At 73.9% G+C, this 18,806-nt stretch carries 15 protein-coding genes, 1 pseudogene and 1 riboswitch; of the genes and pseudogenes, 10 read left to right on the forward strand and 6 right to left on the reverse strand.

Annotated elements, in window-relative coordinates:
* The first annotated feature begins 127 nt into the window (after window positions 1-127).
* Window positions 128-1,081 (forward strand): zinc-binding dehydrogenase, encoded by a 954-nt coding sequence (locus tag ACZ4UB_RS31120; RefSeq protein ID WP_468075301.1) that lies wholly within the window; start codon window positions 128-130, stop codon window positions 1,079-1,081.
* A gap of 437 nt (window positions 1,082-1,518) precedes the next feature.
* On the opposite strand, the gene ACZ4UB_RS31125 is transcribed toward ACZ4UB_RS31120, so the two are convergent.
* From ACZ4UB_RS31125 to ACZ4UB_RS31135, 3 genes are all read right to left on the reverse strand, one after another.
* Window positions 1,519-2,298, reverse strand: coding sequence for an enoyl-CoA hydratase/isomerase family protein (locus ACZ4UB_RS31125; protein ID WP_468075303.1), 780 nt, complete (start codon window positions 2,296-2,298; stop codon window positions 1,519-1,521).
* Between the two features lie 137 nt (window positions 2,299-2,435).
* On the reverse strand, window positions 2,436-2,660 hold the full coding sequence (locus ACZ4UB_RS31130; RefSeq protein ID WP_354382253.1) for a helix-turn-helix domain-containing protein: 225 nt from the start codon (window positions 2,658-2,660) through the stop codon (window positions 2,436-2,438).
* Window positions 2,661-3,016: 356 nt separating this feature from the next.
* A complete protein-coding gene (locus ACZ4UB_RS31135) occupies window positions 3,017-4,615 on the reverse strand; it encodes an ABC-F family ATP-binding cassette domain-containing protein (RefSeq protein WP_468075305.1) in 1,599 nt (532 codons plus the stop codon).
* A gap of 278 nt (window positions 4,616-4,893) precedes the next feature.
* Here ACZ4UB_RS31135 and ypfJ point away from each other — a divergent pair, with 278 nt between their 5' ends.
* Both ypfJ and ACZ4UB_RS31145 read left to right on the forward strand, forming a co-directional pair.
* Window positions 4,894-5,784 (forward strand): KPN_02809 family neutral zinc metallopeptidase, encoded by an 891-nt coding sequence (gene ypfJ, locus ACZ4UB_RS31140; RefSeq protein WP_354382251.1) that lies wholly within the window; start codon window positions 4,894-4,896, stop codon window positions 5,782-5,784.
* Between the two features lie 61 nt (window positions 5,785-5,845).
* The gene (locus ACZ4UB_RS31145; RefSeq protein WP_468075308.1) at window positions 5,846-6,241 is read left to right on the forward strand and encodes a VOC family protein; all 396 of its coding nucleotides are present in this window, start codon (window positions 5,846-5,848) and stop codon (window positions 6,239-6,241) included.
* A 26-nt stretch (window positions 6,242-6,267) separates the two neighbouring features.
* Here the strand turns inward: ACZ4UB_RS31145 and ACZ4UB_RS31150 are convergent, their stop codons facing one another.
* Together ACZ4UB_RS31150 and ACZ4UB_RS31155 are read right to left on the reverse strand one after the other, a co-directional pair.
* The gene (locus ACZ4UB_RS31150) at window positions 6,268-7,683 is read right to left on the reverse strand and encodes a hypothetical protein (RefSeq protein ID WP_468075310.1); all 1,416 of its coding nucleotides are present in this window, start codon (window positions 7,681-7,683) and stop codon (window positions 6,268-6,270) included.
* A gap of 124 nt (window positions 7,684-7,807) precedes the next feature.
* The gene (locus tag ACZ4UB_RS31155) at window positions 7,808-8,959 is read right to left on the reverse strand and encodes an alpha/beta hydrolase (protein WP_468075312.1); all 1,152 of its coding nucleotides are present in this window, start codon (window positions 8,957-8,959) and stop codon (window positions 7,808-7,810) included.
* A 354-nt stretch (window positions 8,960-9,313) separates the two neighbouring features.
* Between ACZ4UB_RS31155 and ACZ4UB_RS31160 the strand changes: the two genes are divergently transcribed.
* The 7 genes and pseudogenes from ACZ4UB_RS31160 to ACZ4UB_RS31190 all read left to right on the forward strand — a co-directional run bounded on the left by ACZ4UB_RS31160 (window position 9,314) and on the right by ACZ4UB_RS31190 (window position 18,028).
* Entirely contained in the window at window positions 9,314-10,594 is a 1,281-nt protein-coding gene (locus ACZ4UB_RS31160) for an inorganic phosphate transporter (protein WP_468075314.1), read from the forward strand.
* A 20-nt stretch (window positions 10,595-10,614) separates the two neighbouring features.
* Window positions 10,615-10,836 carry a hypothetical protein gene (locus ACZ4UB_RS31165; protein ID WP_468075316.1) on the forward strand — a complete coding sequence of 74 codons (222 nt, stop codon included), beginning with the start codon at window positions 10,615-10,617 and terminating at the stop codon, window positions 10,834-10,836.
* A gap of 104 nt (window positions 10,837-10,940) precedes the next feature.
* Window positions 10,941-11,085: riboswitch (cobalamin riboswitch) on the forward strand.
* A gap of 36 nt (window positions 11,086-11,121) precedes the next feature.
* Window positions 11,122-12,114, forward strand: coding sequence for a cobalamin biosynthesis protein (locus ACZ4UB_RS31170; RefSeq protein WP_354382246.1), 993 nt, complete (start codon window positions 11,122-11,124; stop codon window positions 12,112-12,114).
* A pseudogene (locus tag ACZ4UB_RS31175) lies at window positions 12,111-13,710 on the forward strand (cobyric acid synthase). Before ACZ4UB_RS31170 ends, ACZ4UB_RS31175 begins: the two are co-directional and overlap by 4 nt.
* 126 nt (window positions 13,711-13,836) lie before the next feature.
* A complete protein-coding gene (locus tag ACZ4UB_RS31180) occupies window positions 13,837-16,020 on the forward strand; it encodes a putative cobaltochelatase (RefSeq protein ID WP_468075319.1) in 2,184 nt (727 codons plus the stop codon).
* Window positions 16,020-16,619, forward strand: a complete 600-nt coding sequence (cobO, locus tag ACZ4UB_RS31185) for a cob(I)yrinic acid a,c-diamide adenosyltransferase (protein ID WP_468075321.1) — start codon at window positions 16,020-16,022, stop codon at window positions 16,617-16,619. Before ACZ4UB_RS31180 ends, cobO begins: the two co-directional genes overlap by 1 nt.
* Window positions 16,619-18,028, forward strand: coding sequence for a cobyrinate a,c-diamide synthase (locus ACZ4UB_RS31190; protein WP_354382242.1), 1,410 nt, complete (start codon window positions 16,619-16,621; stop codon window positions 18,026-18,028). Before cobO ends, ACZ4UB_RS31190 begins: the two co-directional genes overlap by 1 nt.
* 2 nt (window positions 18,029-18,030) lie before the next feature.
* Here the strand turns inward: ACZ4UB_RS31190 and ACZ4UB_RS31195 are convergent, their stop codons facing one another.
* A complete protein-coding gene (locus tag ACZ4UB_RS31195; protein ID WP_468075323.1) occupies window positions 18,031-18,789 on the reverse strand; it encodes a ZIP family metal transporter in 759 nt (252 codons plus the stop codon).
* Window positions 18,790-18,806 lie beyond the last annotated feature (17 nt).

Genomic DNA, 18,806 nt, shown 5'->3' on the forward strand with positions numbered 1-18,806 from the left:
GCTCCCCCGCCGATGCGCCGGCACTACGCCGGTCGGCCGGGAAGAGATTTGTTGATCATGCTTGACCTCAAGCGCGGTCGAGGTTCGAGACTGAACGGCGAAAGGGTCGTCGAACGAGGGGGATGTCATGCGTGCGATACGGGTGGACGGCTACGGAGGCCCGGAGGTCCTGGTCGAGGTCGAGGCGCCGGACCCGGTGCCGGGCGCGGGCGAGGTGGTGGTGCGGGCCGAGGCCGTCGACACCATCTACGTCGAGACCCAGATCCGGGGCGGCTGGGGCGAGGCCTTCGGGGTGCACCCGCCGTACGTTCCGGGTGGCGCGGCCGCCGGGCGGGTCGGCGCGGTGGGCGAGGGGGTGGACCCGGGCTGGCTGGGCCGCCGGGTGGTCGCCGCCCCCGGCACGAAGGGCACGTACGCGGAGCTGGTCCGCGTGCCGGTGGAGCTCCTGGTCCCGGTCCCGGACGGGCTGGGCCTGCGGGAGGCCGCGGCGCTGGCGCACGACGGGGTGACGGGGACGGGGATCGCCGAGGGGGTCGCCGTCGGGCCGGGCGAGCGGGTGCTGATCCTGGGCGCGGCGGGCGGCATGGGGACCCTGCTGGTCCAGCTCGCGAAGGCCGCCGGGGCGCACGTGGTGGGCGCGGCCCGGGGCGGGGCGAAGCTGGCCCTGGTCCGGGAACTGGGCGCGGACGTGGTGGTCGACTACACGGAACCGGGGTGGACCGAGCGGGTCGGGGGGCCGGTGGACGTGCTGCTCGACGGGGTCGGGGGCGAGCTGGGCCTGGCGGGCTTCGCCCTGGTCAAGGACGGCGGCCGGGTGTCCGCGCACGGGGCGCCGAGCGGGGGCTTCACCGAGCTGGACCCGGCGGAGGTGGCGGCGCGGGGGATCGCGCTGCGGGGGATCGCCGAGGTGCAGTTCGGGGCGGCGGAGCTCGTGCGGTTGGCCTCGGGGGCGCTGGCGGAGGCCGCGGCGGGCCGCCTGCGGCCGGTGATCGCCCGCACCTTCCCCCTGTCCGAGGCCGCCGAAGCCCACCGCGCCATGGAATCCCGCTCCCTCCCGGGCAAGGCCCTCCTGATCCCGTAACCCACCCCGAGCCAATCCCAGCCGACCCGAGCCACATCCAGCCTGCCCGGCGTTTGAGGGCCCGCCGGAGGCGTAGTCGGCGGACGGACGGCGGCATCGCGCTCGTTCGTGCCTCCGGCGGGCCCTCAAACGCCGGGCAGGCTGATTGTGCGCCAGCCAGCAGCCGAGAGTGACCGCCGGAGGCGCGGATGTGCGCCAGCGGGCAGCCGAGAATGACCGCCAGAGGCGCGGATGTGCGCCAGCGGGCAGCCGAGAATGACCGCCAGAGGCGCGGATGTGCGCCAGCCAGCAGCCGGGAGTGACCGCCGGAGGCGTGGGCGGGCTGGATGTGCGCCGGCCAGCGGTCGGGAGGGGTCGCCGGAGGCGCGGAGGGGCGCCAGCCCGCAGTCGGGAGTGGGCGCGAGGGACCGCCGGAGGGGCGGCACCGGCGGCCGGGGTCAGTCCGAGAGACCGGCGAGGTCGCGCAGGCGACGGGCCTGGGCGGCGCGCTCGGCGGCACGCTGGTCGTCGTACGTACGCCCCGACGCCCCCCGCAGCAGCGCCTTCGTCTCGATCACCGCATCCCGCGGCGGCGCCACCAGCGCCGCCACCAGGTCCTGCACGGCGGCATCCAGCTCGGCCCCGGGCACCACGAGGTTGGCCAGGCCGATCCGCTCGGCCTCCTCCGCGTGGACGGAGCGCCCGGTGGCGCAGATCTCCAGGGCACGGGCGTAGCCGATCAGGTCGATCAGCGGCCGCGTGCCGGCCAGGTCGGGAACCAGCCCCAGGCTGGTCTCGCGCATGGCGAACTGCACGTCATCCGCGACGACGCGCAGGTCACAACCGAGCGCGAGCTGGAAGCCGGCACCGATGGCATGACCTTGCACCGCGGCGACGGAAACGATGTCGTTGCGCCTCCACCAGGTGAAGGCCTCCTGGTACTCGGCGATGGTGGCGTCCAACAGTTCGTCGGAACCACGCGCCAGGTCCAGGAAGGACGGCTCGCCCTCGAAGCCTTCAGGCGTGAACGCCTGTCGGTCGAGTCCGGCGGAGAAGGACTTGCCTTCGCCGCGCAGCACGACGACCCGGACGGTGCCCGGCAACGACCGACCGGCCTCTGCCAACGCCCGCCAGAGCGCGGGGGACTGAGCGTTTCGCTTGGCCGGATTGGTCAGTGTCACCGAGGCGACCGTGTCGTCGACGGTGAGCCGTACGCCGTCCTTGTCGAGCAGAGCCATCTGTGTGCCTCCGGTGTGCAGTCGGCCGCGGACTCGGCCTTAAGTGACTGCACAGTAACCACCCAGCCGGCCGCGCGGCCGACCGGGGGTCACCGAAGGAACTCTAGGAGCGAAGCCTGCGGCCTGCGGCCTGCGCCTCAGGCAGCCGAAGTCGCCTTCTTTCCGCGCGTCGCGCCACCGCGACCACGCAGCGTGACTCCGGATTCGCTGAGCATCCGGTGGACGAACCCGTAGGACCGGCCGGTTTCTTCGGCCAGCGCCCGGATGCTCGCACCGGAGTCGTACTTCTTCTTCAGGTCTGCCGCGAGCTTGTCGCGCGCGGCGCCGGTTACCCGGCTGCCCTTCTTCAGAGTCTCGGCCACCCGTGCCTCCTCATGGGAAGTGCGCTCTGGACTTCTCATGATCACCCCTCCCGGGCTTCCTGGCCACCCATTCAGCAAGGTCGGCGCGAGCGCTTTTCCCGAGGAGTGGACACGCGAGCAGAACGGAATCTTCTCTTCCACCTCTTGCCCTCCGTCACGCTCGGCCACCCAGGGTAGGAATCTCCAGGTCAGGAGCCGCGCGGGAAAAACAGCGAGCCCCGGCCGCGCGACGGTGAGTGCGCGGCCGGGGCCGTTGTACAGGGTGCGGGAATACGAGACGTTCTCACTCAGATGATGGATCACTGGTGGGCCGAATGATCCATAAGGAACTGGATCAACGGCCCCGGCGAGGCGCGTCAGGCCAGGGCCACCAGGTCCCGGTAGTCCGGGCCCCACAGGTCCTCGACGCCGTCGGGGAGCAGGATGATCCGCTCCGGCTCCAGCGCCTCGACCGCGCCCTCGTCGTGCGTCACGAGGATGACGGCGCCCTTGTAGGTGCGCAGCGCGCCGAGGATCTCCTCGCGGCTGGCCGGGTCGAGGTTGTTGGTGGGCTCGTCGAGGAGCAGCACGTTCGCCGAGGACACGACCAGGGTGGCCAGGGCGAGACGGGTCTTCTCGCCGCCGGAGAGGACCCCGGCGGGCTTGTCGACGTCGTCGCCGGAGAAGAGGAAGGAGCCGAGCGTCTTGCGGACGGCGACCAGGTCCAGGTCGGGCGCGGAGGAGCGCATGTTCTCCAGGACCGAGCGCTCCGGGTCCAGGGTCTCGTGCTCCTGGGCGTAGTAGCCGAGCTTGAGGCCGTGGCCGGGGACGACCGTGCCGGTGTCGGGCTTCTCGGTGCCCGACAGCAGGCGCAGCAGGGTGGTCTTGCCCGCGCCGTTGAGGCCGAGGATGACCACGCGCGAACCCTTGTCGATGGCCAGGTCGACGTCGGTGAAGATCTCCAGCGAGCCGTACGACTTGGACAGGCCCTCGGCGGTCAGCGGGGTCTTGCCGCAGGGCGCGGGGTCCGGGAAGCGCAGCTTGGCGACCTTGTCGGAGACGCGGACGGCCTCCAGGCCGGCGAGCAGTCGGTCGGCGCGCTTGGCCATGTTCTGCGCGGCGACGGTCTTGGTCGCCTTGGCCCGCATCTTGTCGGCCTGGGAGTTGAGGGCCGCGGCCTTCTTCTCCGCGTTCTGGCGCTCGCGCTTGCGGCGCTTCTCGTCGGCCTCGCGCTGCTGCTGGTAGAGCTTCCAGCCCATGTTGTAGACGTCGATCTGGGCGCGGTTGGCGTCCAGGTAGAAGACCTTGTTGACGACGGTCTCGACCAGGTCGACGTCGTGGGAGATGACGACGAAGCCGCCGCGGTAGTTCTTGAGGTAGTCCCGCAGCCAGACGATCGAGTCGGCGTCGAGGTGGTTGGTCGGCTCGTCGAGGAGCAGGGTGTCGGCGTCCGAGAAGAGGATCCGGGCCAGCTCGACGCGGCGGCGCTGACCACCGGAGAGGGTGTGCAGGGGCTGGCCGAGCACGCGGTCGGGCAGGCCGAGGGCGGCGGAGATCGTCGCGGCCTCGGACTCGGCGGCGTACCCGCCCTTGGTGAGGAACTCCGTCTCCTGGCGCTCGTACTGCCGCATCGCCTTCTCGCGGGTGGCGCCGGAGCCGGAGGAGATGCGCTCCTCGTTCATGCGCATCTTCTTGAGCAGGACGTCGAGGCCGCGCGCGGAGAGGATCCGGTCGCTGGCCAGGACGTCGAGGTCACCGGTGCGCGGGTCCTGCGGGAGGTAGCCGACCTCGCCGGAGCGGGTGATGGAGCCCGCGGCGGGCGTCCCCTCCCCCGCGAGGCACTTGGTCAGCGTGGTCTTGCCCGCTCCGTTGCGGCCGACCAGGCCGATGCGGTCGCCCTTGGCGATGCGGAAGGAGGCGGACTCGATGAGGACGCGGGCGCCGGCGCGCAGCTCGACGCCGGTGGCGGTGATCACGGAAATACTCCAGGGCGGTGGGGACGGCGGAAGGGGGGCAGGGACGCGAGTCTTCGACGCCGCTAATCCGCGAGGAGATTTGCCATGGAAGTCATTCTACCGGGGGCGCGCAACTAGTTTGCGGGGCGCCCGGCGGCGGGCGGGCGCCGACCCGCGTCCCCCGTTCGGCCCCCGTACGGCGCCGCAGCGGGTCCCGGCGTACCAGGATGAAGGGATCGGTACTCGCCGCAGGGGCGGACACGTGACCTCCCCCACTTCACGATGAGAGGGCGTGCGGGATGCAGTTCGACGACGACGCCAATCTGGACACATCCGAGGTCCAGGATGTCCGGAACAGCCGCATCCCCGGAGGTAGGGCCACCATCGGTGGCGGCATCGTGGGCCTCATCGCGCTGGTCATGGGGCTGCTCTTCGGGGTGGGGCCCGAGCAGCTCGGGCTCTCCGACGGCAGCCCGGAGCCCGCCGCCACCTCCTCCTCGGCCGCCCAGGTGCAGCAGACCTGCAAGACGGGCCGGGACGCGAACGCGCGGGAGGACTGCCGGCTGGTCGCCGTGGTCAACAGCACGCAGGACTTCTGGCAGCAGGAGTTCACCAAGCGGGGCGGGCGCTACACCCCGGCGCAGACGGTCTTCTTCACCGGGAAGGTCGGCACCGCCTGCGGCACGGCCACCTCGGCGGTGGGCCCGTTCTACTGCCCCGGCGACCAGAAGGTCTACCTCGACCTGGGGTTCTTCAACGAGCTGCGGACCAAGTTCGGCGCGAGCGGCGGCCCCTTCGCCCAGGCCTACGTGATCGCCCACGAGTACGGGCACCACATCCAGAACCTGACCGGCACCCTGCAGAAGGCCCAGGACGGACGGCAGGGCGCGAACAGCAACGCGGTCAAGGTCGAGCTCCAGGCCGACTGCTACGCGGGGGTGTGGGCGCACAACGCCACCAAGACCCCGGACAAGGCCACCGGGCGGCCGCTGATCACCAGCCTGACCGAGCAGGACATCAAGGACGGCCTCGACGCGGCGGCGGCGGTCGGCGACGACCGGATCCAGGAGAAGTTCCAGGGCCGGGTGACCCCGGAGTCCTGGACGCACGGCAGCGCCGAGCAGCGCCAGCAGTGGTTCTACCAGGGCTACCGGACGGGTGACATGGCCCAGTGCAACACCTTCCGCTGACTGTCCCACCCTCCTGCGAGACTGGTGACCCGGCTCACATCGACGAGAGGGAGTGATCGCTTTGGCAGGTGTTCCGACCATCTTTCCGACGCTGCTCTACCGTGACGCCCAGGCCGCCATCAAGCAACTGACCGAGGCCTTCGGCTTCACCCAGGCCGCCGTGTACGAGGGTGAGGACGGCGCGGTCATGCACGCCGAGCTGGCCTACGGCAACGGCATGGTGATGCTCGGCAGCAAGGGTCGGGGCGGGGTCTTCGACGCGGCCATGGCCGACGCCGGCCCGACCGGGGTGTACATCGTGGTCGAGGACGTGGACGCGCACCACCGTCGGGCCGCGGAGCACGGGGTGGAGATCCTCATGCCGCCGACCGACCAGGACTACGGGTCCCGGGACTACATGGCCCGCGACGGCGAGGGCAACATCTGGAGCTTCGGGACGTACGCGCCGCAGCTCTGACCCGCGGCGCGCACGTCGACATCGGCTCAGACCCCGCCGGTGTGCACCTGGAAGGCGGCGCGGCGCATCGCCTTGGCCAGGGCCGGGTCGGGGTGCGCGGCCGCGAGCGCCACGAGCACCTGGACGGTGCGCGGGTGACCGACCGCGCGGACCTCGTCCAGCAGCCGGGGCACGGTGGTGCGCACGGCCGAGTCGAGGTGGCGGGCCAGCAGTTCCGCCTCGCCGTGGTCGGCGATGGCCGCGGCGGTGTCGACCCACAGCCAGGTCGATTCCTCGCGGGTGAGCACCTCCTGGGCCTCGTCGGGGTCCACCCCGTCGTGCTCGGCGAGCCAGAGCAGGGCGTAGGGGCGCAGCGCGGCCTCGCGCGACGCGGCCCGGACCTCGGGCTCGGCCCGGGCGCCGACCACGCGCAGCGCCTCGAAGGCCAGGCCGCGCAGCAGGGCGTCCTCCCCGCGGGCGGCGTGCAGCAGCTCGCTGACGGCGTGGCCGACGGGGCGGGCGGCGAGCCAGGCCTGGTACTCGGCGCGGGCCGGGCCGGGGGTGAGCCGGGCGCAGCCGTGCAGCATGGCCGCGGCCGACTGCTCGATGTTCCCGGCGGGGCTCTGCGCGGCGACGCAGATCTGCTCCAGCTTGACCCAGACCGCCCAGCTGCCGAGTGGGGTGAGCGCGGCCATGGCGGGGCCCAGGGTGACGGCGTCCACGGCGGCCAGGCCGCCCAGGGCCCAGCGCAGCAGGCGGGCCAGCGGGACGGGACGGTCGGCGGCGCCGGGCGCCTGGAGGTCGGACGCGGGGGCGTCGTAAGGGACTTCGCAGCGCTCGTCGCGCAGTTCGACGACGCGCTGGCCGAGCAGGTCCAGCAGCGCGGGGACGGTCACCGGGCCCGCGGAGAGCTGGAGCAGGGAGAGGACCTGGGGCATCGACTCGACCACGTCGGCGACGGCCGAGGGGGCGATGTCGGCGGGGGCCGGGTGGACGAGCGACCAGGCGTCGAAGAGCGCGACCCAGCCGCGCAGGACCGCCGTGTCGTCGCGGTCCCAGGCGCGCAGCCGCCAGCCGGGGCGGGCGTGGCCGCCGTGCACCTCGACGAGGCCGGCGAGGCGGGCGCGGTCCCAGCCGACCTGGATCTGGCCGTGCGTCAGGCCCAGGTGGTGGGCGGCCCGTTCGACGTCGGCGGCGGGCAGCGCGCCCGCGGCGGTGGGCCGGGAGCCGTCCGCGGCGCCGAGGTGGTGTTCGGCCCAACGGGCCAGGCGCACGGCGTCCGCCAGTGAGGCACGGGCCCGGTTCGCGAGGTCGGGCGCGGCGGGGGTACCCGCCGGCGGCCGGGGCGTCGGCCGGGTGCTCCGGTCCGTCACTGCCTTGCGGGCCGTGGCGACGGAGCGCGGAGAGACGAGTCGGAGTCTGGAGTCGCGAGCCAACTGCTCATCAGGCTTTCGGGACGTCACGGAAGCAGTCTCGCCCGTCACCGCCCGAAAGCCCAAACGGAACCGTCGGTTACCACTGGAGGGTGATGGCCTATATCAGGACAAACCACCCTTCCCGCCACGGTGGCTACATAAGACACGGTGGCTACATAAGAGGGGTGAGGAACCTGCGCAGGGCCTCCTCGTAGCCCGCGGGGTCCGCGTTCCACATCGCCCCGTGCGGGGCGCCGGCCACGGTCCGCAGGGTGACGAGGTCGGGCCGGGCCGCGGCGAGGCGGCGCGCGGGCTCCCAGGGCGCGAGGGCGTCGTCCGGCCCGTGGAAGATCAGTACGGGCATCCGCAGCGCCGCCGGATCGGCCCCCGGGGGCTGCCGGTCGACCCGGAGCCCGGGGCGGCCCTCGGCGGCCCGCACCGCGAGCGGGAGCAGCGCGGCCGGGGTGCCCCGGGCGGCGGCGAGCCGCTCCAGGGTGGTGCGCCGGTCCAGCACCGGGGAGTCGAGGACCAGGCCGGAGATCTTGCCGGCGAGGGCGGAGCGCTCCGCGGCGAGCAGGGCCATGGTGGCGCCGGTGGACCAGCCGTGCAGGACGACCCGGCGGGCGCCGAAGCGGAGGGCGTAGCGGATGGCGGCGTCCAGGTCGCGCCACTCCGAGGCGCCGAGGTGCCCGAGGCCGTCCGGCGGGAGGGGGGCGCCGAGGTCGCCGCGGTAGGCGAGGTCGAGGACCGGGAGGCGGTGGTGGTTCAGGAAGGGCATGACCACCATCGGGTGTTCCCGGGTGCCGCCGAGTCCGTGGACGGTGATCACCCAGGTGTCGCGGGCGGCGGGCACGAACCACGCGGGCAGGGCGCCCAACTCCCCCGGCACGTCCACGTCGGCGTGGTCGAGCCCGAGCGCGGTGCGCGGGTTGCCCACGTGGATCTGGGGCGTCAGGCGGACCCGGGTGCCGGGGGCCAGCGTGCCGTGGGTGACCCCCACCAGCCGGCGCACGACGGTGTCCGGGTCGTGCGGGGCGTCGGGCAGGACGGCCCCGACGACCGCGTGCACCCCGGGCGCGGACAGCGCGTACGTACCGGGCCGCAGGGAGGCGATCGAGAGGGTCAGCGCGACCCGGTCCGCCGCGGTGGAGTGAACGGTGAGCAGGGGCCCGCCGGGCAGCGGCCGGCCGGGCTCGTTGCGCAGGGCCGCGTCGGCCGCGTGCCGGCCGACCGCGACCGCGGCGACCGTGGCCGCCGCGGCCAGGCCTGCGGCGGCGGTGAGGGTGGCGGTGACGGCCGCTGCCGTCGTCGTTGCGGAGCGCACCGCTCCAGTGTCGACCGGCACGCCCGACCCGGCCAGTGGAGCGGATGGTTCCGGCCAGCGGGGCCCCGCGGAACCCCGCCTCCGCTCAGGTTCCGCTCCGGTGCCGCTCCGGGGGTGATCTGGATCTCGTCCGCAGGTCCGGGCGAGCGGCCGAGGCGGCCGGAATGCCCCCGTCCGGCCGGTAGTCAACCCCGGCCTGACGTGCGTAAATCGATGTATCGACTGATCAACCGGGGCGAGGGGCCCAAACCGACCCTCGGTCGGTACACCGCTCCGCCCGTTCCAGTTCATCTTCCGTTCACCCAGGTTGCCTACGGTCGGCTAGCCACTGACGTCAAACAGAAGCCTGGGTAAATGGAGCACATAACGCTTCTCCTCGGGATCGTGATCATCACCGCTCTCGTGTTCGACTTCACGAACGGTTTTCACGACACGGCCAACGCGATGGCTACCACCATCTCGACCGGCGCGCTCAAGCCCAAGACGGCGGTGGCCATGTCCGCCGTGCTGAACCTCGTCGGCGCTTTCATGTCCGTGGAGGTCGCCAAGACGATCTCCAAGGGCCTGGTCAACGAAGAAGGCATCCAGCCGGAAGTGATCTTCGCCGCGCTCGTCGGCGCGATCCTCTGGAACCTCGTGACCTGGCTGGTCGGCCTCCCGTCCAGCTCCTCCCACGCCCTGATGGGCGGCCTGGTCGGCGCGGCCGTCGCCTCCGCCGGCCTCGGCGCCGTCAACGGCGGCACGCTCGTCACCAAGGTGCTGCTCCCCGCGGTCGCCGCGCCGATCGTCGCCGGTGTGGCCGCGATGCTGGCCTCCAAGCTGACCTACAAGCTGGGCGGCAACGTCGACGCGAAGACCTCCGCCAAGGGCTACAAGGCCGGTCAGATCGCCTCGGCCGGTCTCGTCTCCCTCGCGCACGGCACCAACGACGCGCAGAAGACCATGGGCATCATCACCCTCGCGCTGGTCGCGGGCGGGGCGCTCGCGCCCGGCTCCAACCCGCCGGTCTGGGTCATCGTCTCCGCCGGCATGGCGATCGCGATGGGCACCTACCTCGGCGGCTGGCGCATCATCCGCACCATGGGCAGCGGCCTGACCGACCTCCAGCCGCAGCAGGGCTTCGCGGCCCAGACCTCGGCCGCGAGCGTCATCCTGGCCTCCTCCAGCATCGGCTTCTCCCTCTCCACCACCCACGCCTGCTCCGGCGCGGTCATGGGTGCGGGTCTCGGCCGCAAGGGCGGCGTGGTCCGCTGGTCCACCGCCAGCCGGATGTTCATCGCCTGGGGCCTGACCCTGCCGGCCGCCGCCCTGGTGGCCGCGGGCGCCGAACTGGTCATGCGCACCGGTGACGTCGGCGTGGCCGCCGTCACCCTCTTCCTCGTCGGCTCCTGCGTCGCCATCTGGCTGATCTCGCGCCGCCAGGTCGTCGACCACACCAACGTGAACGAGGCCGCCGACCCCACCGACATCACGGTCGAGGCGCCGGGCGTGGTCACCACCGCGATCGCCGCCGTGGCCGTCCCGCCGGTCGCGGGCACCACCGCCGCGGTCACGGACGAGGCCTTCAAGGCGACCATCCCGACCCCGGCCCCGGCCGCTCCCCCGGCACCGGCGGCTCCCGCCGCCGCGGTCTGACCCACAGAGGAATCGGCAGTATGAAGATCGACTGGGCAGCACTCGGCTCCGTGTTCGGCGTCAGCCTCTCCGCGACCGTCGCCCTCGTGACCCTCTTCACCCTGGGCATCGTGGGCCTGTCGAAGCACGAGACCGCGACCGGCCAGGGCGGCACCGCCCACCTGGCGCACTCCGGCGCGTACGCCTGCTTCGCACTGTGCGCGGTGGCCGTCGGCTACGCGATCTACCTGATCGTCAGCTGACACCCCGGACACCCCCGGGCGCCCCTCGCGCACCAGCACGTCCCAAAGCTCCCCCCGGCCCGCGGCCGGGGGGAGCTTTCGCAGGTCAACGGCAAGTTGACGGGCGTTCGCGGTGCGTGGTGGACTGCCCGAGCCAATACGGCGGCATGGAGAGGAAGTCCGGTGCGAATCCGGCGCGGTCCCGCCACTGTCACCGAGGAGCCGAAGGCTCCCGGAAGCCAGGAACTCTCGCCGCCGGACACGTCGAACCAGGGCGCGGACCCTGAGTGAGGACCTAGCTGCCACATGCGTGCCGATCGCGTTTTCGCGTACGGCGCGACGGCCGGCCTGATCGGCGACCGGATCCTCGGTGATCCGCGCCGCGGGCATCCCGTCGCCGCCTTCGGGCGGGCCGCCGCCACCGTCGAACGAGCCCTGTGGGGCAAGAGCCGCGCCCGGGGCGCGGTCCACGCCCTGGTGTGCGCCGGGGGCGCGGCCGCCGTCGGCGCGCTCGGCGCCCGCGCCGTGCGCTCCCGACCCGCCGCCGCCCGCATCGCCCTGACCGCCGCCGCGACCTGGGCGGTGGTCGGCGGCACCTCGCTGGGCCGCGAGGCCCGTGCCATCGGGGGCGCGCTCGCCGCCGGGGACACCGAGGTGGCCCGCGAGCGGCTGCCGCACCTGTGCGGGCGCGACCCGCAGGCCCTGGACGACCAGCAGATCGCCCGCGCCGTCGTGGAGTCGGTCGCCGAGAACACCTCCGACGCCGTCGTCGGCGCCCTGGTCTGGGGCGCCCTGGCGGGAGTGCCCGGGCTGCTGGGCTTCCGCGCCGTGAACACCCTCGACGCGATGGTCGGCCACAAGTCCCCCCGCTACCTGCGATACGGCTGGGCCTCGGCCCGGCTCGACGACGTCGCGGGCTGGCCGGGCGCGCGGCTGACCGCGCTGGCCGCCGTACTGGCCGGACCGGACCGGCGGGGCGCCGTACGGGCCTGGCGCGCGGACGCCTCGGCCCACCCCAGCCCGAACGCCGGACCGGTGGAGGCCTCCTTCGCCGGGGCGCTCGGGGTCCGCCTCGGCGGGACCCTGGCGTACGCCGGGCGCGTGGAGCACCGGGCGGTGCTGAACGGGGCGGCGGGCCGCCCGGTCGAGGTCGCGGACATCGAGCGGGCCGTGCGGCTGTCGCGCCGGGTGACCTGGATCTCCCTCGGGGCCTGCGTGTCCTTGCGGGTGTTGGTGGCACATTGCACGTCGGGCCGCAGCGGTCCGGCCCGTACGACGAAGGCGAAGGGACGCGCATGAGCGGCGCACGGCGCGGCGGGGGGCTCCTGGTCGCCGGGACCACCTCCGACGCGGGCAAGAGCGTGGTCACGGCGGGCATCTGCCGCTGGCTGGCCCGCCAGGGCGTGAAGGTGGCCCCCTTCAAGGCCCAGAACATGTCGCTGAACTCCTTCGTCACCCTGGAGGGCGCCGAGATCGGCCGCGCCCAGGCGATGCAGGCGCAGGCGGCCCGGGTCGAACCGACCGCGCTGATGAACCCGGTGCTGCTCAAGCCCGGCGGCGACAGCAGCAGCCAGGTGGTGCTGCTGGGCAAGCCGGTGGGCGAGATGAGCGCGCGGGGCTACCACGGGGGCCGCCAGGAGCAGTTGCTCGGGATCGTCACGGACTGCCTGGAGCAGCTGCGGGGCACGTATGACGCCGTGATCTGCGAGGGGGCGGGCAGTCCGGCCGAGATCAACCTGCGGCGCACGGACATCGTGAACATGGGGATCGCGCGGGCCGCGCGCTTCCCGGTGGTCGTGGTCGGCGACATCGACCGCGGCGGGGTCTTCGCCTCGTTCTTCGGCACGACGGCGCTGCTGTCCCCCGAGGACCAGTCGCTGATCGCGGGCTACCTCGTCAACAAGTTCCGCGGTGACGTCTCCCTGCTGGAGCCGGGCATGGAGATGCTGCGGGGCCTGACCGGGCGGGCGACGTACGGCGTGCTCCCCTTCCAGCACGGCCTCGGCATCGACGAGGAGGACGGCCTGCGCGTCTCCCTGCGCGGCGCGGTACGGGAATCCGTGGTCGCCCCGCCGGTCGGCGAGGACGTGCTGCGGGTCGCCGTCTGCGCGGTGCCCCTGATGTCGAACTTCACCGACGTCGACGCGCTGGCCGCCGAACCGGGCGTCGTGGTGCGGTTCGTGGACCGGGCCGAGGAACTGGCCGACGCCGACCTGGTCGTCGTACCGGGCACCCGCGGCACCGTGAAGGCGCTGGCCTGGCTGCGCGAGCGCGGGCTCGCCGACGCGCTGGCCCGGCGGGCCGCCGAGGGGCGCCCGGTGCTGGGCATCTGCGGCGGCTTCCAGGCGTTGGGCGAGTCCATCGACGACGAGGTCGAATCCCGGGCCGGGGTCGTCGACGGGCTCGGGCTGCTGCCGGTGCGCGTGCGCTTCGCGCGGGAGAAGACCCTCGCCCGACCGAGCGGGCACGCGCTCGGCGAGAGCGTCCAGGGATACGAGATCCACCACGGGGTGGCCGACGTGCGGGGCGGGACCCCCTTCCTGGACGGGTGCCGGGTCGGCGAGGTGTGGGGCACCCACTGGCACGGGTCGCTGGAGAGCGACGGCTTCCGGCGGGCTTTCCTGCGGGAGGTCGCGCGCGCGGCCGGGCGGCGGTTCGTGCCGGCGCCGGACACGTCGTTCGGCTCCCTGCGGGAGGAGCAGTTGGATCTGCTCGGCGATCTGATCGAGGAGCACGCGGATACCGCCGCGCTGCTGCGGCTGATCGAGGGCGGGGCTCCGGCCGGGCTCCCCTTCCTCCCCCCGGGTGCGCCGTGAGGGCGGCCCGGGCCCTGCGGGGGCTGTCCCCTACCCCGTCCCCTTCGATCCCCGCATGCGCGGGGAGCATCAGCAGTGAGCACCGCATGAGCACGCCGTACCCGGGGTCATCCCTGCGCAGGCTGGGAGCACTCGGCGACCCTTGCACGATCGGAGCACGTCGGCTCGTGCATCTGCACGCACCACTCGAAGGAGCGACCGTCTCATGAGCAGCCCCCGTTTCCCCTTCTCGGCCGTAGTCGGCCAGGACGACCTGCGCCTGGCGCTCCTGCTCAATGCCGTGAGCCCGGCGGTCGGCGGCGTGCTCGTGCGCGGCGAGAAGGGGACGGCCAAGTCCACGGCCGTCCGCGCGCTGTCCGCGCTGCTGCCGCAGGTCGACGTCGTCGCGGGCTGCCGGTTCAGCTGCGCGCCCGCCGCGCCCGACCCGGCCTGCCCCGACGGCCCGCACGAGAGCGGTCCGGGCACGGCGCGGCCCGCGCGGATGGTGGAGCTGCCGGTCGGCGCCTCCGAGGACCGGCTGGTGGGCGCCCTCGACATCGAACGCGCCCTGTCCGAAGGCGTGAAGGCCTTCGAGCCGGGCCTGCTGGCCGACGCGCACCGCGGGATCCTCTACGTCGACGAGGTCAACCTGCTGCACGACCACCTCATCGACCTGCTCCTCGACGCGGCGGCGATGGGCGCCTCCTACGTGGAGCGCGAGGGCGTCTCCGTCCAGCACGCCGCCCGCTTCCTGCTCGTCGGCACGATGAACCCGGAGGAGGGCGAGCTGCGACCGCAGCTGCTGGACCGCTTCGGACTGACCGTCGAGGTCGCCGCCTCCCGCGAGCCCGCGCAGCGCGTCGAGGTGGTGCGCCGCCGGCTCGCGTACGAGGACGACCCCGCGGCCTTCGCCGGTCGCTGGGCCGATGACGAGGCGGACGTACGGCGCCGGGTCGTCGCGGCACGGGCCCTGCTGGGCCGCGTGGTCCTGGGCGACGGCGCGCTGATGCGGATCGCCGCGACCTGCGCCGCCTTCGAGGTGGACGGGATGCGGGCCGACATCGTGATGGCGCGCACCGCCACCGCGCTGGCCGCCTGGGCGGGGCGGACCGACGTGCGCAAGGAGGACGTGCGGCAGGCCGCGCTGCTGGCGCTGCCGCACCGGCGGCGGCGCAACCCCTTCGACGCGCCGGGGCTGGACGAGGACAAGCTCGACGAGATCCTCGACTCCTTCCCGGACGAGGAGCCGGAACCGGAACCCGACCCGGAGCCCGAGCCGGAGGGCCCGGACGACGGCGGACCGGAAGGCGGACCGGACGGCGGGCCGGGTGACGGCCCCGAGGGCGGACCCGACGGCGGCCCCGACGGCGGGGTGCCGCCGCAGGACCACGGCCGCGATCCGGCGCCGGAGTCCGAACCGGAATCCGCTCCGGAAGGGGATCGGGAGGGGGACTCCGAGCCCGCTCCGGCCCGCGCCGACGCGGCCGACGGCCCCACCCAGGCCGCCGTGGGGGCCGCGGAGCCCTTCCGGACCAAGATGCTCAGCGTCCCGGGGCTCGGCGAGGGCGCGTCCGGACGGCGCTCGCGGGCCCGTACCGCGCACGGGCGCACCACCGGCGCCCAGCGCCCCCGGGGCCAGCTGACCAAGCTGCACCTCGCGGCGACCGTCCAGGCGGCCGCCCCGCACCAGCTCGCCCGCGGGCGCAGCGGGCGCGGCCTGGTCGTCCGCAAGGACGACCTGCGCCAGGCGACCCGGGAGGGACGCGAGGGCAACCTCGTCCTCTTCGTCGTCGACGCCTCGGGATCCATGGCGGCCCGCAAGCGGATGGGCGCGGTCAAGGGCGCGGTCCTGTCCCTGCTGCTGGACGCCTACCAGCGGCGCGACAAGGTCGGCCTGATCACCTTCCGCGGGACCGGCGCCGAGCTGGCGCTGCCGCCCACCTCGTCGGTGGACGCGGCGGCGGCCCGGCTGGAGCAGCTGCCGACCGGCGGGCGCACCCCGCTGGCGGCGGGTCTCCTCAAGGCCCACGAGGTGCTGCGCGTCGAGCGGCTCCGCGATCCCTCGCGCCGCCCGCTGCTGGTCGTCGTCACCGACGGCCGCGCCACCTCGGCGGGAGCGGCGGGCGGTGACGCCCGGGCGCTCGCGCGCCGGGCGGCGCTGCTGCTCCAGGGCCAGCACGTCGCCTCGGTGGTCGTGGACTGCGAGTCGGGCCCGGTCCGGCTCGGTCTGGCCGGGGTACTGGCCGCCGATCTGGGCGGTCCCGCCGTGACCCTCGACGGGCTGCGGGCCGATTCGCTGGCCGGGCTCGTGAAGGACGTGCGCACGGCCGCGTCGGCGCAGCACCAGAACCAGAAGCACAACCAGCACGCGCACCAGACCCGGAACCGCACCCAGAGGAAGGCCGCCTAATGCCCCAGGGACAGCCCACCGTCGTCCCCGACGACGGACTCACCACGCGTCAGCGCCGCAACCGCCCGCTGGTCTTCGTCCACACCGGCCCCGGCAAGGGGAAGTCGACGGCCGCCTTCGGCCTGGCGCTGCGCGCCTGGAACCAGGGCTGGCCCGTCGGGGTGTTCCAGTTCGTCAAGTCGGCGAAGTGGAAGGTCGGCGAGGAGAACGCGCTCAAGGCACTCGGCGAGACGGGCAAGGGCGGCCCGGTCGTCTGGCACAAGATGGGCGAGGGCTGGTCCTGGGTCCAGCGCGACGCGCAGCTCGACAACGAGCAGGCGGCCAAGGAGGGTTGGGAGCAGGTCAAGCGCGACCTGGCCGCCGAGACGCACTCCCTGTACGTCCTGGACGAGTTCACGTACGCGCTGCACTGGGGATGGATCGACGTGGACGAGGTGATCGAGGTGCTGCGGGATCGTCCCGGAACCCAGCACGTGGTCATCACCGGCCGCAACGCCCCCGAGAAGCTCGTGGAGTTCGCCGACCTGGTCACCGAGATGACCAAGGTCAAGCACCCCATGGACACCGGCCAGAAGGGCCAGAGAGGCATCGAGTGGTGATGTCCGTGACCGTCCCGCGCCTGGTGATCGCGGCTCCGTCGTCCGGCAGCGGCAAGACCACCGTCGCGACGGGCCTGATGGCGGCCTTCACGGAGCGCGGCCTCGCCGTGTCCCCGCACAAGGCCGGGCCCGACTACATAGACCCGGGCTACCACGCGCTGGCCACCGGCCGCCCGGGCCGCAACCTGGACTCCTTCATGTCCGGGCCGGAGCTGATCGCTCCGCTGTTCGCGCACGGCTCGGCGGGGTGCGACCTCGCCGTGGTCGAAGGGGTGATGGGCCTCTACGACGGGGCGGCCGGGCGCGGTGAGTTGGCCTCGACCGCGCAGGTCGCCAAGCTGCTGCGGGCGCCGGTGGTGCTCGTGGTGGACGCGTCCTCGCAGTCCCGCTCGGTGGCGGCCCTCGCGCACGGCTTCGCGTCCTTCGACCCGCAGGTGCGGATCGGGGGCGTGATCCTCAACAAGGTCGGCTCCGACCGGCACGAGGTGATGCTGCGGGAGGCGCTGGAGGAGGCCGGGATGCCGGTGCTCGGCGTGCTGCGCCGGGTGCCGCAGGTCGCGGCGCCCTCGCGGCACCTGGGTCTGGTGCCGGTCGCCGAGCGCCGGGCGGACGCGCTGGCCTCGGTGGCCGCGTTGGCCGAGCAGGTGCGGGCGGGGTGCGACCTGGAGGCCCTGATGGCGCTGGCGCGGACCGCGCCGCCGCTGGACTGCGAGGCGTGGGACCCCGCACGGGTGCCCGGCGGCGAGGCGTGGCACGTCCCCGCCGCGGACGACGCCGGGAGGCGCCCGGTGGTCGCCGTCGCGGGCGGCCCCGCCTTCACCTTCTCCTACGCCGAGCACACGGAGCTGCTGACCGCGGCCGGTGCGCGGGTCGTCACCTTCGACCCGCTGCGGGACGAGGCCCTGCCGGCGGGCACGGCCGGGCTGGTCATCGGCGGCGGATTCCCCGAGATGTACGCGCCGGAGCTGTCGGCCAACGCGCCGCTGCGCGCCGCGGTGGCCGCGTTCGCCGCGTCGGGGGCCCCGGTGGCCGCCGAGTGCGCCGGGCTGCTCTACCTGGCCGGTTCGCTGGACGGGAAGCCGATGTGCGGGGTGCTGGACGCCGACGCCCGGATGTCGGACCGGCTGACCCTCGGCTACCGCGAGGCGGTCGCGATCTCGGACAGCCCGCTGGCGCCGGCCGGGACCCGGCTGCGCGGGCACGAGTTCCACCGCACGGTGATCGAGCCGGGCGCGGGGGCCGCGCCCGCGTGGGGGTTCACCCACCCCGAGCGCCGGGTCGAGGGCTTCGTCCGGGGCGGTGTGCACGCCAGTTACCTGCACACGCACTGGGCCGCCCAGCCGTCGGTGGCGTGGCGCTTCGTGGCCGCCGCGCGCGCGGCGGACGCCGGGGCGACGGACGCCCCGTGAGATCAGTCCGCGAGGCCGACGACCAGCCAGATGCCCGCCACGCCGCCCACCGTGCACATCAGTGTCGACAGGGCGGGGTGGCGGTGGTGCGCCTCGGGCAGGATCTCGGCCGACGCGAGGTAGAGCAGGATGCCGGCGAAGAAGCCGAGGTATCCCCCGAGCGGTTCCTCCGGAAGGGTGAACAGCAGGGTGGAGGCGGCGCCGACGACCGGGGCCACGGCGTCCGCGAAGAGCATCATCAGGGCCTTGCGGCGGGCGTTCCCGTACAGGCTCGTCAGGGTGTAGGTGTTGAACCCGTCGGCGAAGTCGTGGGTGATCACGGCCAGCGCGACGGCCACCCCCATCCCGCCGCCGACCTGGAAGGCCGCCCCCAGCGCCACCCCGTCGGCGAGGCTGTGGCCGACCATGGCGCCCGCGGCCGTCAGGCCGACCTGGGGGACCCGGGCGCTCCGTTCCCCGTGGCCGGAGCCGTGTCCGGAGCCGTTCTCGCCGCCGTGCGCGGCCTGGCGGACCGCCAGGACCCGCTCCACCACGTGCGCGACGAGGAACCCGGCCACGAAGAGCAGCAGGGCCAGCGGGACGCCGAACACCTCGTGCCCGGCCGCCCGCATCGCCTCGGGCAGCAGGTCCAGGCCCACCACGCCGAGCATCAGTCCCCCGGCGAGGCCCAGCACGAGGTGGCGGCGGTCGGTGACGCGTTGCGCCGTCCACCCGCCCGCCAGCGTCATCAGGAACGCGCCCAACGCCACGATCACGGCCATAGGCCCCTGAATACCGA

The sequence above is a fragment of the Streptomyces sp. NPDC028419 genome, from assembly GCF_055565515.1.

Bases quoted from the DNA above. Each gene is read 5' to 3' on its own strand.
- ACZ4UB_RS31125 (WP_468075303.1), bottom strand. From the start codon at position 2,298: ATGGCTCTGCTCGACAAGGACGGCGTACGGCTCACCGTCGACGACACG.
- ACZ4UB_RS31160 (WP_468075314.1), top strand. From the start codon at position 9,314: ATGGAGCACATAACGCTTCTCCTCGGGATCGTGATCATCACCGCTCTC.
- ACZ4UB_RS31195 (WP_468075323.1), bottom strand. From the start codon at position 18,789: ATGGCCGTGATCGTGGCGTTGGGCGCGTTCCTGATGACGCTGGCGGGC.
- ACZ4UB_RS31180 (WP_468075319.1), top strand. From the start codon at position 13,837: ATGAGCAGCCCCCGTTTCCCCTTCTCGGCCGTAGTCGGCCAGGACGAC.
- ACZ4UB_RS31170 (WP_354382246.1), top strand. From the start codon at position 11,122: ATGCGTGCCGATCGCGTTTTCGCGTACGGCGCGACGGCCGGCCTGATC.
- ACZ4UB_RS31165 (WP_468075316.1), top strand. From the start codon at position 10,615: ATGAAGATCGACTGGGCAGCACTCGGCTCCGTGTTCGGCGTCAGCCTC.
- ACZ4UB_RS31120 (WP_468075301.1), top strand. From the start codon at position 128: ATGCGTGCGATACGGGTGGACGGCTACGGAGGCCCGGAGGTCCTGGTC.
- ypfJ (WP_354382251.1), top strand. From the start codon at position 4,894: ATGCAGTTCGACGACGACGCCAATCTGGACACATCCGAGGTCCAGGAT.
- ACZ4UB_RS31190 (WP_354382242.1), top strand. From the start codon at position 16,619: ATGTCCGTGACCGTCCCGCGCCTGGTGATCGCGGCTCCGTCGTCCGGC.
- cobO (WP_468075321.1), top strand. From the start codon at position 16,020: ATGCCCCAGGGACAGCCCACCGTCGTCCCCGACGACGGACTCACCACG.